The sequence below is a fragment of the Tessaracoccus sp. OS52 genome, from assembly GCF_020687685.1.
GTDB lineage: Bacteria > Actinomycetota > Actinomycetes > Propionibacteriales > Propionibacteriaceae > Arachnia.
The window spans coordinates 187,034-202,945 of the sequence record NZ_JAJEWM010000005.1 but is presented as its reverse complement, the minus strand read 5'-3'; the positions used below and the strand labels follow the sequence as shown (position 1 = coordinate 202,945).

Here is a 15,912-nt window from a genome sequence, read left to right as displayed (position 1 = left end):
GCTTCATCGCAGTGCCTCCATGATCGCTGTGAAGATCGGGGCGGCGACGCGGCCACCCGAGATGTCGTCGGGCTCCACGTCGGTGCTCTGCACGAAGGCGACGATGGCCACCTTCGGGTCCTCGGCGTAGCCGACGAACCAGGCGTAGTTCGGCCGGCTGGGATCCGACTCGGCCGTCCCGGTCTTGCCGCCGATGGTCAGGCCGGAGACCTGCGCCGGGCGGCCGGTGCCGTCGGCGACGGTGGCCACCATCATCTCCTGCAGCTGGCGTGCGCTCTCGGCCGAGATCGGCCTGGCGAGTTCGGTCGGGCCCTGCGACTCGAGGACGCGGAGGTCACGGGAGGTGACCTCCTTGACGATGTGGGGCTGCATCAGGACGCCGTCGTTGGCGATCGCCGCGGCCACCATGAGCATCTGCAGGGGGGAGGCGGCGACGTCGAACTGGCCGATGGAACTGAGGGCGGTCTGGGCCTCGTCCAGCTCGTCGGGGAACCGCGACTGCGCCGACGGCAGGTCCAGCCCGAGGTCCGTGTTGAAGCCGAAGGCCTGCGCCATGTCCTGCAGCGCCTCGCCGCCCACCTGCATCCCGAGGGTGCCGAAGGCGGTGTTGCAGGAGGTCTTCATCGCCTGCTCCAGGGTCACCTCGGTGCCACCGCAATTTGTGGAGTTGCCCATCGTCGAGTTCGAGTTGGGCAGGGGCAGGGAACGCGGCGCGTCGAGGACCGTGTCCTTGGTCAGGCCCGCCTCCAGCGCGGCTGCGGCAGTCACGAGCTTGAACGTGGACCCCGGTGGGTAGACCTCGCGGACGGCACGGTTCTTCAATGGCTCGGAGCTGGCGTTGAGCAACTCGTCCCAGGCATCGCGCTCGGCGGTGAGGTCCAGCGTGGAGAGCAGGTTGGGGTCATAGGTGGGCGTGGAGGCGAGCGCCAGGATCTCCCCGGTCTCGTAGTTGATGGCGACGGCGGCGCCCTGCTGGTCGCCCAGGGCACCCACTGCGGCTCCCTGGGCCCGGGCGTTGAGCGTCGTGGAGATGTTGGCGCCCTGCGGCATGCGCCCGGCCAGCACGTCCAGGACCCGACCCACGGCCTGGACCGACCCCGTGCCCGACATCTCCTCGTTGTACTGCTGCTCCAGGTTGCTGCGCCCGTAGTCGTAGGAGTACCAGCCGGTGATCGCGGACCACAGCGGTCCCTCCGGGTAGGTGCGCGCCCAGGGGAAGGCGGTGCTGTCGGAGCGGGTGGTGACCGCTATCGGCTGGTTGCCGACGAGGATCGCGCCCCGGTTCTGGGCGAACTCGGCGTCCCGGACCCGGCGGTTGCGCGGGTGTGCCTGCAGGTCCTCACTGGCCACGACGGAGATGTAGGTCAGGTTCGCCAGGAGGGCGGCCATCATGAGGGCGACGAAGATGCTGACCTTGCGCAGGGGTCCGTTCATTTCGCGATCACCGCTGTCGCGTCGTCGCCCAGCAGTTCCTGCGGGGTCGCCGTCGCTGCCTGCGGCATGCGGGCGCGGTGCGAGATGACCATCATGATTCCCACCATGATCCAGTTCGCGACGAGGCTGGAACCGCCCTGCGACATGAACGGTGTGGTCAGGCCGGTCAGCGGCAGCAGCCGGGTGACGCCGCCCAGGATGGCGAAGACCTGCAGCGCGAACACGAACGAGAGCCCGCCAGCGAGCAGCTTGCCGAAGCCGTCGGGGCAGGTGAGTGCTGCCTTGAACCCTCGTGCGGAGATGATCCCGTACAGCAGGATGACGGCCATCAGCCCGGCGATCCCGATCTCCTCGCCCAGACTGGTCGCGATGAAGTCGCTCTTGGGCAGTGGGGTCAGGCCCGGGCGGCCGTTGCCCCAGCCCCGCCCGAACACTCCGCCCCACGCCAGGCCGAACTGCGCGCTGATGACCTGCAGGTTGGCCTCGTAGTTGCTGAACGGGTCGAGCCAGGCGTTCACGCGCCGTGGGACGTGCGGCGTCGCGACGTAGGCGAGGAAGCCGGCCACACCGAAGGCCAGCGCGGCAAGGATGGGCCAGGCGGGCCGTTCGGTGGCGATGTAGATCATGACGGTGAACAACCCGAAGAACAGCAGCGCGGTGCCCAGGTCGTTCTGGACCACCATCACCACCAGCGCGAGCATCCACATGATGGCGATCGGTCCGAGGTCGCGGGCGCGGGGCAGTTCGAGACCCATGAACCGTCTGCCCGCCAGGGCGAGCACGTCGCGCTTGTCGTAGAAGTAGGCCGCGAAGGCGATCGCCAGCAGGATCTTGGCCACCTCGGCGGGCTGGAAGCTGTAGCCGGCGACGCTGATCCAGATCCGCGCCCCGCCGGCGGCCCGGCCGATTCCGGGCAGCAGCGGCATCAGGAGCAGGACCAGCCCTGCGATGAACAGCAGGTACGGGTAGCGCTGCAGCCGACGGTGGTCGCGCAGCACGGCGAGCACGCCGATGAACAGCCCGATGCCCAGACCCGTCCAGATGAGCTGCTGCTCGGCGTCGTGCCTGACCGGGTCGGGAATCTGGTCGATCCGCGCGATCATGGCCAGACCCAGGCCGTTGAGCGCGAACACGCAGGGCAGGATCACCGGGTCCGCCCAGGGCAGCCGGATCCGCACCACCAGGTGCGCGACCAGTCCCATGGCGTACCAGAGGGCCGCAGCCATCCCCAGGTTGGCCGGGAGCTCGCCGTAGATGGTGAGGTTGCTGACGACCCAGCCGGCGAGCCCGAACGTCTGGCCGAGCAGGATCAGCAGCAACTCGGCATTGCGCCACTGCCGGTGCACCACCACCTCGCCGGTGGCCGCGGGTTGTCTCTGCACCGTCATCAGCAGGCCTCCGGGTCCGCTTCCTCGGTCGCGGTCGGCGTGATGGGGGCAAGGTAGGTGGGGTAGTTGGGCTGTCCCGTCGACAGCCCCGAGGGTGACGGGTCCGGTTGGGCGCTGGGTGCCGGGTCGGGCCGGTTCAGGCGGTCCTCGCGGGCCTCGATGCAGCGGGCGGCAAGCACGGCGAGCTGTTCCGCGGTTGCCTGCGCGCCTTCGTAGCTCGGCACGCCGATGGTGTTGTTGACCGCGCGCTGGTAGAAGGCGGGCAGGTCGGAGACCTGCGTGTCGCGGGTCTCCACGAGCCGGTTGAGTTCCGTGCCGAGCAGCGAGCCGGGCAGGCCGTTGTAGATCCCGACGAAGCCCTCTGCCTCGGCGATGAAGTAGCGGGACTGCGTGTACGCCACGACTCCCCAGACCGCGCCGCCGATGACCACCGTGATTGCCAGCAGCGCGGCCAGGACGCCGGGCCAGCGCTTCCCGGGGGTGGGGTCGGGCGCGTAACGGGCGCGTTCCGTCTCGTCCTGGACGTCGTCGTCGGGTTCCCGGGAGTCGTCCCCGCCGTCGGCAGGTTCCGGGAACGCCGTCGCCCTGAACTCCGCGGCCAGCTCTGCGGCATCCGGGATCTCCCGCTCCACGGCGGACCCGACGAGCAGCGGCGCGGCAGCATCCAGCGCCGGGTCAGCGGGCACCACCTCCCCGACGACGACCGTGATGTTGTCGTGCCCACCCGCGTTGTTGGCCGCCTCCGCCAGCAGGGAGACCGACTCGTCGAGGTCGGTGACGGCGAGCAGTTCGGCGATCAGCTGGTCGTCGATCAGGCCGCTCAGGCCGTCGGAACAGAACAGGTAACGGTCACCCTCGGCGACGTCGACCGTTGAGTAGTCCGGGGTCATGGAGGAGTGCCCGTTGAGGACCTTCAGGATCAAGGAGCGGTGGGGGTGGGTCGCGGCCTGCTCGGGCGTCAGGCGGCCGCTGTCGATGAGGGACTGGACCCACGAGTGGTCGTGCGTGAGCTGGATGAGTTCGCTGTCGCGCAGCACGTAACAGCGGGAGTCGCCGATGTGGGCCATCCCGAGTTGCGTCCCGGAGAACATGGCGCCGCAGAAGGTGGTGCCCATGCCGTCCAGGGTCGGGTCGGCTTCGACGAGTTCGGCGAGTTTGTCGTTGGCCCGGTTGACGATCCCCCCGATGTGCTCCAGCAGCGCCTCGCCCTCGAGCCGGACGTCGCACCTGCTGGCCTCCACCGCCGCCACCGCCGAGGCGAGGTCGCCCGCGGCCGCGCCGCCCATGCCGTCGGCCACCAGCAGCATGTTGGGCGAGGCGTAGCCGGCGTCCTGGTTGTTCTTGCGGATGCGGCCCACCTCGGAGTGGGCGCGGAAGACCAGGGAGAACGTCACACTCAGACCTCCAGCCGCATGAGGGTCTTGCCTATCCGGATGACGTCGCCCACGGTGACGGGGGTGGGCTCGGTAACCCGGCGGCCGTTGACGTAGGTGCCGTTGGTGGACTGGAGGTCGTGCAGGACCCAGGTGAGCGCGTCGGACTGCACCAGCTGGGCGTGCCGGGCCGACGCGTAGTCGTCTTCCAGGTGAAAGGTGCTGTCCGCGGCGCGCCCGAGGTTGATCGTCGACTGCACTGGGACCGACAGGCCCTGCTGGACGCCCTGGGTCACGGCGAAGCGGGTGGGTGTGCGCGAGCGCTTGCCGCGGCCCGGGCCGTCGGCTGGGTGTGCCTTCAGCGTGTCGGCCTTCACGGTGCGTCCGAACATGTCGCGGCGGATGATGTCGGCCACGAACAGGATGAACAGCCACAGCAACACGAAGAACACGATGCGAATGGCCGCGACTATGAGGTCACTCATCCTCAGTGCTCCGACGGCGAGTGCACCAGCATCCGTGTGTTGCCGATCTCGATGCGTGAGCCGTCCACCAGCTGGGTCTGGTGGATGCGGCTGCCGTTGACGATGACCCCGTTGGTGGAGCCAAGGTCCTCGATTGCCACCACTGGCGCATCCGGGCTGCCGGAGACGGTGATCAGGGCGTGGCGGCGGGAGACGCCCGGGTCGTTGATGCGCAGGTCGGCCTCCGAACCGCGGCCGATGACCAGACCCGGCGGCTGCAGGGGATGGCGGACGCCGTTGACCTCGAGCACCAGGCCGCGGGCGGGGCGGTGGAGCGACGGCGTGGTGCGCCCGGCGGCCCCTCCTGAACCCCCTGCGGGGGCACCACCTGAGCCGGAAGGAGCGGCCACCGCGTCACTGGAGACCTTGAACTGTCCGGTCGGCAAGGACTTGTCCAGTTCGAAGCTGATGGAGATGGGCCCGTTGAACACGTACTGGCGGTCTGCGGCGTGTTCCCGCAGCCCCGGGATGATCTCGGCGTTCAGGGTCTTGGAGTACGGGAACAGGCGGTTGTAGTCGTGTGGGGACAGGGAGATGGTGAAGTCGTTGGGGACCAGCCGGCGGTCCCTGCTGAGCAGCTTCGCCTCCGCGTCCAGCTCCCGCTGGATGCCCGCCGAGATCTCGACAGGCTGCACGTCGCCCTTGAAGGCGCGCGCGAAAACCTTGTCGACGGCTGCGCCGATCTTCTTCTCTGCCCGGTCGAATACGCCCATCCTGACCCCCTTCCAGCGGTCACACCGCGCCTCAGCTTACCCAGACCCCCAGTATCGGGTGACATCGGGCCACCGACGCGCCGGGCACCTCAAGTGCAGCATCAGGCTGCTACGGACCCTCGTGGCCCCCGCGCGCCCAACACCCTCCCGCTCGTCCTGCTGGGGTTTCCTCGTGGAATGACGCACAAGGAAACCCCAACCTAGCGGTCGGGCCGGTCGCGTGGGAGCCGGCAGTGCGCCTTGCACCGGATCAGTGGGGCGCCCATGGGAAGTCAGGGACCGCCCGGGCATAGGCGGCCAGGATCTCGTGCGACCCCTCCAGGGCGCTGGTCCGCTCCTCGGCCACCCGGGCCTCGACCCTGGCCGCCACCGCCCGCACCCGGGGTGACGTCCGCAGCGACTCCAGCAGTTCCTCCCGCACCATGTTCCACAGCCAGTCGCGCTGCTGGCTCAGCCGACGCTCCGCGAGCCGGCCCTCGGCCTCCAGTTCGTCGCGGTGGCGGACGACGGCCTGCCAGAGTTCGTCGAGACCGGCTCCGGTGTAGGAGGAGCAGGTGAGGACCGGCGCCCGGCGCTTCTCGGTGTCGGAGGTGATGAGCTTCATCGCGATGGCCAGCTCACGCGCCGCCACGCGGGCGGCCACCTCGTTGTCGCCGTCGGCCTTGGTCACGGCGATGACGTCGGCCAGTTCCAGGATGCCGCGCTTGATGCCCTGCAACTGGTCGCCGGTGCGCGCGACCTGCAGCATCAGGAACGTGTCCACCATCCCGGCGACGGCGACCTCGGACTGGCCGACGCCCACGGTCTCGACCAGCACGACGTCGTAGCCGGCCGCCTCCAGCACCAGCATCGACTCGCGGGTTGCCCTGGCGACCCCGCCGAGGTGACCGGCCGACGGCGAGGGCCGCACGAAGGCCTCCGGCCGGTTGGCGAGGTCGGCCATGCGCGTCCGGTCGCCGAGGATCGAGCCGCCGGTGCGCGTCGACGAGGGGTCCACCGCCAGCACGGCGACGTGGTGTCCGCGCTCCTCGATCAGCTTCACGCCCATCGCGTCGATGAAGGTGGACTTGCCCGCACCGGGGACGCCTGAGACGCCCACCCGGAAGGCCTTGCCGGTCAGCGGGGCCAGGGCCTGGAGCAGTTGGTGCGCGCGGTCCCGGTGCTCCGCCTTCGTCGACTCAACGAGAGTGATGGCACGGGCCACGTGTCCCCGTGACCCCTCGGCGACCTTCTCCGCAAGCTCTTCCACACTGAGATTCCGCACCCGACCACCCTAGCCCCGGCCCGTCCCCGGGCTCCGGCGGGGTGCGGCCTCCACCAGGTGTGGACCGACGGACGAATGACCGCCCTTCCGGTCACACCCAAGCGCTGCCACGCTCGCTACGGCGGTCCGTTCACTGCTTGTTCACCAGCTGTTTGCCGCCCGGTGGGTGCTTCCGGCCACCGGCTCGGCACAGGATGAGGAGGCCCAACAACCTCGGAGGTAACAGGATGCGTGGAATCGGTGCGTTGACAGCGGTGGTCGCACTGGTGGTGGGAATCGTGGCGACGCTGGTCTCCCCGGCTGGGGCGGCGGCGCCCACAGCCTTGGTGGTGACCGAGATCGCGCCCGACCACGCCGGCTCAGACCACTTCGAGTTCTTCGAGGTCGCCAACACCTCCTCGGAGTCCGTTTCGCTCGCCGACTACGACCTCGCCTACACCTACGCGGACGCCTCGGACACCACCCGCGACGTCCCGCTGACCGTGGAGGACGTCCTCGTCCCAGCCGGTGGTGCGGTCGCAGTCTGGCTGCAGTACACCAGTTCCACCGTTGACTCCTTCGCCCGCACCGACGCCGAGTTCCGAGCCCAGTGGGGCGACGCGGCAAGCACCTACCCATTGGTGAAGGCCACCGGCCAGCCCGGCATGGTCAACGGGGGAGAGCGCGGCATCCGCGTCACCGGGCCCGACGGCGCCGTCGCGTGGACGTACTACCCGGCCGGCTCGGTCTCCCCCTCAGGCACCGCCCACTTCGCCGCCACCGACGCGCCCGCGCAAGCCCTGTTCGCGGCCAACGCGCCCGGTACCCCCGGCGTGCTGGACCCCGCGCAACTCGCGCCCGCCACCTCGCCCAGCGCGACCCCGACCGCGTCGGAGGAGCCGAGCGCGACCCCGACCGCGTCGGAGGAGCCGAGCGCGACCCCGACCCCATCGGAGGAGCCCAGCGCGACGCCCACCACGACGGAGGAGCCCAGCGCGACCCCGACCGCCGCAGATCCCACGCCGGACCCGGACCTCGACGTCGCGCTGCTCCAGGTCACCGAGGTGGTGCCGGACACGAGCAACCTCGACGGTGCGGACGCGTTCGAGTTCATCGAGGTCTACAACCCCACCGACGACTCCATCGACTTCTCCGACTTCAAGATCAACTACCTGTACCCGGCCGCGGACCTGACGATCAACAGCAGCGCGCTGTGGCCCTCGGAGCCGGCCGACGTCGTGATCCCGTCCGGCCAGACACTGGTGTTCTGGATCAAGAACGGCCGCAACGACGCCCTCACCGCCGCCGACTTCAACGCCAAGTTCGGCACCGCGCTGGTCGCCGGTGAGGACCTGGTGGAGATCTCGGCCGGCGGCATGGCCAACGGCAGCATCCGCGGCGTCGAGGTCATCACCAACACCGGAGTGACCATCAAGCGCACCTACTACAACCACATCACCGGCGTCGACCACACGCAGGCCGACCAAGGCATCCACTACACCGGCACGCAGGACAAGGCACTGCAGGAGATCCTGGAGATCTCCCCGGCCACGCCCGGCTCGGTCCGCGTCGGCGAGCAGGTGCCCACCGGACTGATGCCACTGGCCGAGGACACCGCAGCCCCGGCGGTCGCCGACACCACCGCCGACGCCATCACGCCCGGCCAGGACTTCGCGATCACCCACACCATCACCGACGACCAGCTGGTCCGGACCGCAACCCTCCACGTCCGCAGCAACGTCGACGCCGAGCCGATGCAGTACAACTTGCTGCGCGGCACCGACGACACCTACACCTTCACGATCCCGGCCGCGGACCTGACCGGCAAGCGCTACTACGACTACTGGGTGGTCGCCGGCGACGGCACCTCGGAGACCACGACGCCGTCCACGCGGGTCGCGCTGGAGGGCGTCAACACCGACCCGGTCCGCCTCAACGTGACCGACGGGGAGTTCGTCTCCGGCACCACGCAGCTGGTGGTCGGCACCGAGGGCGGCAACGACGGCGTCAGCCTGAGCATCGACGGTGACGACGTCTCGGGCGGCCTGGTGCCGGCGCTCGAGGGCAAGCCCGTGTTCGTCTTCGAGGCGAGTCAGACCGACGCGTACTTCCAGAACGGTGTCCTCATCGACGGCGAGGTCCTGCACGTCTTCGACAAGGGCTTCTACGGCGACTGGGTCACCGTGTCCGTCCCCGTTGACGAGGCCCACCTCACGCAGGGTGAGGACCTCACCGTCGAGATCTGGGCGGGCACCAAGAAGGCCCCCGAGATCGACCCCGACGAGAACAACGACGACTTCGAGGTTCGCAACCTGCGCCTCGTGCTGCCCGACGGCCGGACCCTGCGGGACGCGAACTTCACCGATCCCGGCACCTCGCTGCGGATGGGTGACTCGGCCGGCAAGTACGAGTTCTACGAGGCCACCTACGACGTCCCCGCCGATGCGTTCTCCGCCTTGGGGTACACCTGGGACACCACCGCCGTGGCCGACGGGCCGCACGACGTCGTCGCCGTCCGCGGTGAGGACAGGGCGACGGCCGAGGTCGTCGTCGACAACACCGCGCCGCAGGTGGTGCCGTCGGTGGCTGACGGTTCCATCCAGAAGGGCGAGATCAGCATCGACGCCGAGGTGACCGACGCCGGGGTCGGCGTCGAGTCGGTGGTGGTGCGGCTCGACGGGGAGGTCATCGAGACCCCCCATGACACGTCGTCCCTGCAGCTGAGCGCCGGCGAGCACGTGCTGGAGGTCACGGCCACCGACGCGCTGGGCAACCGCGGCGTGACCACGGTGACGTTCACCACGCCCGAGGAACAGCCGGGCGTGGAACTGGCCGGCCCGGCCGACGGTGCCGAAGTGCAGCCAGGGGTGGAGCTGTCCGCCGTCGTCACCGATCCCACCGCGGATGAGCTCTCGGGCTCCTTCAACGTCGGGCACCGCCTGACGGCCGCCGACGGTGAGGTCGCGCTGACCGGGGGCCTGACCTCCGACGCGGCCACCGTCGAGCGGGACGACGCTGCCACCGTCGCCCTCGACCAGGCCGTCTCCAGCGGCGAACTCCTGCCCTACCAGCTGCTGACGGTCCCGGTGCCGGAGGGTGCCGGCGACGACTACCGCGCCCGCCTGTCCTGGAGCGGTGAGGCCAACGCCGGACAGCGGGTGAGCATGAACGTGCTCACCACCGACGGCGGCTGGAACCGCGTCGCCGAGACGGTCACCGAGGCCGGTGACGGACTGGTCCCGGTGAGTCTCGAGGCGCTCGTGCCGGCGGGCGGGCACGAGATCGGCGGAGAACTCAAGGTGCTGATCCAGCACACCGACGGCTGGGCCGGCGGCAACCGCACCCAGCGCAGCGACGACGTCGAGGCGTTCCACGCCGAGGCCGAACCGCGCTCGTCCTACGACTTCACCGTCGCCCACGTCAGCGACACGCAGTACTACAACGCCAACGGCGCCTACTACAAGCACCAGCAGGCCATCAACGAGTTCCTCGTGGCCCAGCGGGACAACCTGAACCTGGCCTACGTCGCCCACACCGGAGACATCGTCGACAACAACGACATCCCCGAGCAGTGGGAGCGTGCCAACCCCGCCTACGAGCTCTTCGACGACGCGGGTCTGCCCTACGGCGTCCTGGCGGGCAACCACGACGTCTCCCAGGCAGAGGTGGACTACACCGAGTACGGCCAGCACTTCGGCGAGGCACGGTTCGCCGACAACCCCTGGTACGGGGAATCGCACCTCGACAACCGCGGCCACTACGACCTGTTCTCGGCCGGAGGCATCGACTTCATCCACGTCTACATGGGCTGGGGCGCCCAGACCGAGCAGATCGAGTGGATGAACGAGGTGCTCGCCCGATACCCCGAGCGCATCGCGGTGGTCAACCTGCACGAGTACATGCTGACCACCGGCGGCCTGGGTGCCCTGCCGCAGCGGATCTTCGACGAGGTCGTGGCCACCAACCCCAACGTGCGGATGGTGCAGTCGGGGCACTACCACGACGCCTTCACCCGCACCGACACCTTCGATGACGACGGCGACGGCACCGCCGAGCGCACCGTCACCTCGATGCTGTTCGACTACCAGGGCCTGCCCGAGGGTGGTCTGGGGTACCTGCGGCTGCAGCACTACGACAACGAGTCGCGGCAGCTCAAGGTGCGCACCTACTCGCCGTCGCTGGGCGATTTCAACGCCGACGACGACAGGCTGGAGCCCGAGCACCAGAGTTTCGAGGTCTCCTACGACACCCTGGGCATCGAGCCGGCCACCAAGTCGCTGGCCACCAAGGCGTTCAGCGCGGACATCCTGACCACGCAGGTGATCGGTGAGTTCACCGGCGTGGAGTCCGGCGCGACGGTGACCGCCGTCTGGGACGAGCCGACGGCCGGCGCGGGTTGGTACGTGGTGGCGCGCGACGCGTTCGGCGGCGAGGCGATCAGCGAGATCCGCCACCTCGTCGTCGCCGAGCCGACGCAGACGCCGTCGGCCTCGCCCACGGCACCGCCGAGCGGGATCCCGTCCGCCACGCCGTCGGCCCGCCCCACCGCCGTTCCGTCGGCCACGCCGTCGGCCCGGCCCACGGCGTTCCCGGGCAACGGGCCCAGGGTGCCCTACGAGGTCCCCGGTTTCCACAACGTCAACGGCCGGTGGTGGCACACGGAGTGCGAGCCCTACTCCCAGACCATCCGTTGCCGCACCAGCATCTGGGCGACGTCGGTCGCGCAGGCCGGCGGCCGGTTCGTGCAGAGCAACGGCTGGGTGTTCAACAACCTGTCCTACCTGCCGTACCTGAGCCGGGCAGCGTGGGGCACCAACCCCCTCGCCGTGCCGGGGGAGTGGACGGGGGCTGACGGCCGGCGTTGGCGGACCGAGTGCGAGACCCCGGCTACCGGCCGCAATGGCTGTCGCACCTGGGTGGAGGCCTCGGTGATCGCCTCCTCGCTGGTCGACGGCGAACGGACGTTCCGCTGGACCAAGACCTGGGTCTTCAACAACAGCGTCCGCTTCAGGAACTGATCCCGAATTGCGAAGGGCCCGGCACCGCCGTGATGGCGGGGCCGGGCCCTTCGTGGTTCTGTGGCGCTCAGCCGCCGGACTTGCGACGGAAGACGCGCTTGCCGCCGACCTGTCCGTGGGCGTGCCCGCCCTTGTCGCGCTCGGCGTCGATCCTGGCCTGACCCTCCTGCTCATGGGCCTTCTTGCGCTCCAGCGCCTGGCGCATCGCTTCCTTGGGATCCAGCGGCTCTGTCTTGTCTTCGGTACTCATGGCCCAAGCCTACGTCCCGGTCAGGCTCAGCGCAGCAGCCAGGCCACCTCGTTGAGCAGCAGCCGGCAGCGGGACTCGGATTCATACGAGCGCGCGTCGTGGCCCAGGCCGTCGTAGACGAGGCGTCCGCGCGCCCAGCCCATGACCTCGACGGTGCCGTCCGTGACGTGCTGGACCAGCGCGACGGCGTCGTCGGCCCGGTCAAGGCCCGAGTAGCGCTCGTCGAAGGCGGTGACCGATTCCAGACCCGTCCACACGGGATGGTCCGTCGCGCCCGGGGACGGGTCGAAGGTGGCGGTGCCGATCTCGGGGTGGAAGGCGCGCTCGCCCCAACGACCGCCGATCAACTCCCGCCAGCGCGGCCAGTCGGGGAAGGTGGCCGCGGCGGTGTGCAGCCCGAGGACGCGACCGCCACCGTCGATATATGCGCCCAGCGCCTCGTGGGCTAGCGCCCACTCCGGCGGAGCCGCATCCTTCACATGGGCGCCACCGGTGTTGACCACGAGCAGGTCCACCGGCGTCAGGTCGGCGAGGGCGGAGGGCTCGCTGTCGCGGACCTCGACGTCGTGACCGGCGGCCGTGAGGATGCGCTGGACCGCCGCGGAGGTCTCCGGAAAGGGGTGCCAGGGGTCGCTGTAGCGCCCGTGGCCGCTCAGGATTCGGATGGATGCCATGGCCCCAAGCTATCGGGCGCGGACAGCACAGCGTCGGGGCGGGCAATCCCACCCCGGCGCGTCGCAGGCGAAGGAAGTCACTCCCCGGCCAGCAGGGCTGCCTCGGCTTCCTTGGTCCAGACCCCGTCGTTCAGCTTCGCGGCCACGTGCGGCAGCTTCTCGGGCATGTCGACGAGGCGGGTGAGGCCCAGGTCGTGGAGCATCGGGTAGACCATGATCTTGCCGCCGGAGGTCCGGTTCATGACCGACTCGATGGCGTCGGTGAAGCCCGCCATGCCGGTGACCGCGTCGAGCGAGATGTGGGTGTCGATGACGCCCTTCTCGATCTTGTCCAGGACCGTGCGCATGTCGGAGACGTCGGAGCCCGAGGTGCCCAGCATGAAGATGCGACGCTCGATGATGCCCTGCAGGTCGAAGTCGCCCAGCGTGCCGGCAGGAATGCCCGCGAAGGCGTTCAGGATGGCGCCGTCGGCGGCCAGGTCCACTGCCTGGGAGACGAGCGCGGGAACCGGAACCATGCAGCTGATGTGGGTGTAGCCGGGCTGCAGTTCGGTGTTGCCGGTGTTGATGAAGGTGATCGGGATCCCCTTCTCGTCTGCGACGGGCTGAACGAGGGTTGCCAGGTGCGACAGGCGGTCGTCGCTGAGGTCGGTGGCGTCCACCGAAGCGATGCCGATGCCGGAGGTGACCGCACGGATGGTGTGCATCTGTCCCATCGGCCCGGCGGCGCCGATGATGGCCACCCTGTCCCCGTCGCGGACCTCGCCGGTGGCTGGGACCCAGGCGTAGGCCTCGGCGGGGTCGTCGCCGACGGTGCCGACGAAGCGGATGAAGTCGTAGTGCACGCGGCCGATGTCCAGCTTCACCTTGCGCTGGATCCTCTGCCCCCCGAGCACGACGCAGAACGTGGCGCGGGTGCCCAGCAGCGGGGTCAGGGCCTCGATCACGTCGGCGTCGGCGCCGAAGTAGATGATGTCGTCGAAGGTCTGGCCCTCGAGGGTGGCCACCTCGGCCGGCGCGACGGTGCTCGTCTCGCCGGGCTGGTGGTCGGCCGTGAGTGCCTCGACGCCAGCGCCCCCGTTCTCGGTGACCACGAGCAGACGACCGTCGTCGGCCAGGTGGTTGCGCTCCGACCAGGCGTAGGAGCCCTCGACGGTGGCCCAGGGCTCGATCAGGCCGACGGCGGCGGCCGACGGTCCGTCGGTGACGTGGATCAGGAACTCCTCGCCGGAGGGCGAGATGACGCAGCGCTCGTCGATGACGACGTACTCCTGCAGCGCGCCCTCGAAGTTGTAGCCGAAGGCGCCGTTGGACTTGGGGGTGCGCAGGTGCTTCCAGTCGGCCTGCACGAGGACCCGGTCGCCGACGCTGTAGCGGGTCACCTGGTCACCGACGGCGACGATGCGGCCCACGGGTTCGTGGCCGGGCACCGTCGGCTGCGACCCCGGCCGGTAGCCGGGGATCTCTGCGAGGGCGTCGAGGTCGATCCCGGAGACCACCTCCGCCTTGCGCGGGTGGCTGTCGAAGGCGTGCAGGAGCTTGGTGTCGGAGAAGCAGATGCCGCAGGCCTCCACCTGGAGGAGCATCTGCGTCGGCCCCACGGGGTCCACCGCCTTGGCGGTGTTGTGGACGATCTGGTCCACTCCGGTGAACTGGATTGCGTGCTGGGTGGCGGGGATCTCGGCCACGGCGACTCCTTCGTGGAAAGTGGTCTCGCGCGCGGTGCGCGGAATCAGACATGGTCTCTGGCCTCCATTCTGGCTCAGCGGGACCGCGTGAGAAGGTGTCTGGAGCAAGTCTGGGCATCGGCCCATGCGAGCCGACAGGAAGGCGGAGAAGGTGCTCACACCACAGGGGGACGACTTCGACATCATCGTGCGCGCCGCGTGGCTGTACTACGAGGACGGACTGACGCAGGCGCAGGTGGCCAAGCGGCTGTTCGTGTCCCGGCAGAGCGTCGGCCGGTTGCTCGAGTCGGCACGCCAGCACGGGATCGTGCGCATCGAGATGGACGCGAAGTACCTGACCGCACTCGGGCTCGCCACCAGGCTCCGGGACCACCTGCGCCTCGACGACGCCGTCGTGGTCCCCACCTCCGACGGTCCGCTGTCGCGGGAGCGCACCAACGAGCGGGTGGCCGCCGCGACGGCCGCCTACGTCCGTCGTCACCTGCACCCGGGGGTCGTGGTGGGACTGGGCTGGAGTGACAGCGTCGCCCGTGCCCTGACGATGCTGTCCGCCGAATCCCTCGACGGCGTCACGCTCGCGTCGGCCGCCGGGACCATCGACAACGTCGCGCACCTGGTCTCGGAGAACCCCGAAGCGGTTCGCCGGCTCCGCACGGTCCCCGCGCCGCTGTTCGTCTCGAGCGCGGAGACCGCGCAGGCCCTGCTGGCCGAGGACGCCGTCGAGAGCGTGTTCGCGTTGGCACGGGGCGCGAGCATCACCCTCACCGGCGTGGGGGCGGTGCGCCCCGGCTCCTCGGCGGTGCGCACCGGGATGGTGACGGAGGAGGAGGTGGCTGACTTCGGCCGCCGCGGCGCCGTCGGCGACATGCTGGGCCAATGGTTCGACCTGCGTGGCCGGGTGGTGGCCGGGGACGTCTCCGAGCGCACCGTCAGCCTGCGGCTCGCCGACGTGCGGGCCCTGCCCAACGTCGTCGGCGTGGCCGCGGGCCGCGAGAAGGTGGACGCCATCAGGGGCGCCGTGGCAGGCCGTTACCTGAACGTCCTGGTCACCGACGAGCCGACGGCGGAACTGCTGCTCGCGCGCTAGTGGAGGTCAGTGGGCACGGGTGATTCCGTGCGCGACCACCGGCTCCACAGGCTCAGGCCCACCAGGACCAGGCCGACGGGAAACAGGACGCTGAGCAAGAGGCTGGTGAGTTCGATCACCCAACCGGCAATCACCGGGTCCGCTTCCGGGCCGCCAAGGAAGACCAGGCGCACCCACAGGAATTGCACGAGCACGAACATCAAGATCAAGCCGAGGCCCACCCACAGCAGACGGGCACCGGCGCGCTTGCTGCCGGCGCTCGCGTCGCGTCCCGTGACCCGGTGCCAGAGCCACAGGGCTCCGAGCACGGCCCCGATGGTCACGAGTGCCTCGAAGAACGGGCCGGAGAAGGACTGCACCGTTGCGGCCGCGGGGGTGTCCACCATCGAACGCTGCCAGAACCGCCCCGCGACCCCAAGCAGGAGGAGCACCAGGGCAGCCATGCCGCCGCGCATTGTGGCGGTGGAGTTGGAGTAGGTCGTGTCTTCCTGCTCGATGCTCAACGTTCAGCCTTCCGAGT

The 15,912-nt window shown here is 69.7% G+C and carries 12 protein-coding genes; 2 read left to right on the top strand and 10 right to left on the bottom strand.

What is annotated here, in order from left to right:
• Nucleotides 1-3: 3 nt before the first annotated feature.
• The 6 genes from LKO27_RS14375 to meaB all read right to left on the bottom strand — a co-directional run bounded on the left by LKO27_RS14375 (nucleotide 4) and on the right by meaB (nucleotide 6,696).
• Entirely contained in the window at nucleotides 4-1,434 is a 1,431-nt protein-coding gene (locus LKO27_RS14375; protein ID WP_227738201.1) for a penicillin-binding protein 2, read from the bottom strand.
• Complete coding sequence (locus LKO27_RS14370; RefSeq protein WP_370630042.1) at nucleotides 1,431-2,822, bottom strand: FtsW/RodA/SpoVE family cell cycle protein; 1,392 nt, start codon at nucleotides 2,820-2,822, stop codon at nucleotides 1,431-1,433. Before LKO27_RS14370 ends, LKO27_RS14375 begins: the two co-directional genes overlap by 4 nt.
• Nucleotides 2,822-4,216, bottom strand: coding sequence for a protein phosphatase 2C domain-containing protein (locus LKO27_RS14365; RefSeq protein ID WP_227738200.1), 1,395 nt, complete (start codon nucleotides 4,214-4,216; stop codon nucleotides 2,822-2,824). The genes LKO27_RS14370 and LKO27_RS14365 overlap by 1 nt, the downstream gene beginning before the upstream one ends.
• A 2-nt stretch (nucleotides 4,217-4,218) precedes the next feature.
• Nucleotides 4,219-4,680, bottom strand: a complete 462-nt coding sequence (locus LKO27_RS14360; protein ID WP_227738199.1) for an FHA domain-containing protein — start codon at nucleotides 4,678-4,680, stop codon at nucleotides 4,219-4,221.
• A gap of 2 nt (nucleotides 4,681-4,682) precedes the next feature.
• On the bottom strand, nucleotides 4,683-5,432 hold the full coding sequence (locus LKO27_RS14355) for a DUF3662 and FHA domain-containing protein (protein ID WP_227738198.1): 750 nt from the start codon (nucleotides 5,430-5,432) through the stop codon (nucleotides 4,683-4,685).
• A 250-nt stretch (nucleotides 5,433-5,682) separates the two neighbouring features.
• Nucleotides 5,683-6,696 carry a methylmalonyl Co-A mutase-associated GTPase MeaB gene (meaB, locus tag LKO27_RS14350; RefSeq protein WP_227738197.1) on the bottom strand — a complete coding sequence of 338 codons (1,014 nt, stop codon included), beginning with the start codon at nucleotides 6,694-6,696 and terminating at the stop codon, nucleotides 5,683-5,685.
• A gap of 227 nt (nucleotides 6,697-6,923) precedes the next feature.
• On the opposite strand from meaB, the gene LKO27_RS14345 reads away from it, so the two are divergent.
• Nucleotides 6,924-11,693 carry a metallophosphoesterase gene (locus LKO27_RS14345; RefSeq protein ID WP_227738196.1) on the top strand — a complete coding sequence of 1,590 codons (4,770 nt, stop codon included), beginning with the start codon at nucleotides 6,924-6,926 and terminating at the stop codon, nucleotides 11,691-11,693.
• A 67-nt stretch (nucleotides 11,694-11,760) separates the two neighbouring features.
• Here LKO27_RS14345 and LKO27_RS14340 read toward each other — a convergent pair whose 3' ends face one another.
• The 3 genes from LKO27_RS14340 to LKO27_RS14330 form a co-directional block, all read right to left on the bottom strand.
• Nucleotides 11,761-11,943 (bottom strand): DUF5302 domain-containing protein, encoded by a 183-nt coding sequence (locus LKO27_RS14340; protein ID WP_227738195.1) that lies wholly within the window; start codon nucleotides 11,941-11,943, stop codon nucleotides 11,761-11,763.
• Between the two features lie 26 nt (nucleotides 11,944-11,969).
• Nucleotides 11,970-12,617 carry a ThuA domain-containing protein gene (locus tag LKO27_RS14335; protein ID WP_227738194.1) on the bottom strand — a complete coding sequence of 216 codons (648 nt, stop codon included), beginning with the start codon at nucleotides 12,615-12,617 and terminating at the stop codon, nucleotides 11,970-11,972.
• A gap of 77 nt (nucleotides 12,618-12,694) precedes the next feature.
• A complete protein-coding gene (locus tag LKO27_RS14330; RefSeq protein WP_370630041.1) occupies nucleotides 12,695-14,305 on the bottom strand; it encodes an alcohol dehydrogenase catalytic domain-containing protein in 1,611 nt (536 codons plus the stop codon).
• A gap of 124 nt (nucleotides 14,306-14,429) precedes the next feature.
• On the opposite strand from LKO27_RS14330, the gene LKO27_RS14325 reads away from it, so the two are divergent.
• Complete coding sequence (locus LKO27_RS14325) at nucleotides 14,430-15,392, top strand: sugar-binding transcriptional regulator (RefSeq protein WP_227738193.1); 963 nt, start codon at nucleotides 14,430-14,432, stop codon at nucleotides 15,390-15,392.
• Here the strand turns inward: LKO27_RS14325 and LKO27_RS14320 are convergent.
• On the bottom strand, nucleotides 15,389-15,895 hold the full coding sequence (locus LKO27_RS14320; RefSeq protein WP_227738192.1) for a hypothetical protein: 507 nt from the start codon (nucleotides 15,893-15,895) through the stop codon (nucleotides 15,389-15,391). The genes LKO27_RS14325 and LKO27_RS14320 overlap by 4 nt on opposite strands.
• Nucleotides 15,896-15,912 lie beyond the last annotated feature (17 nt).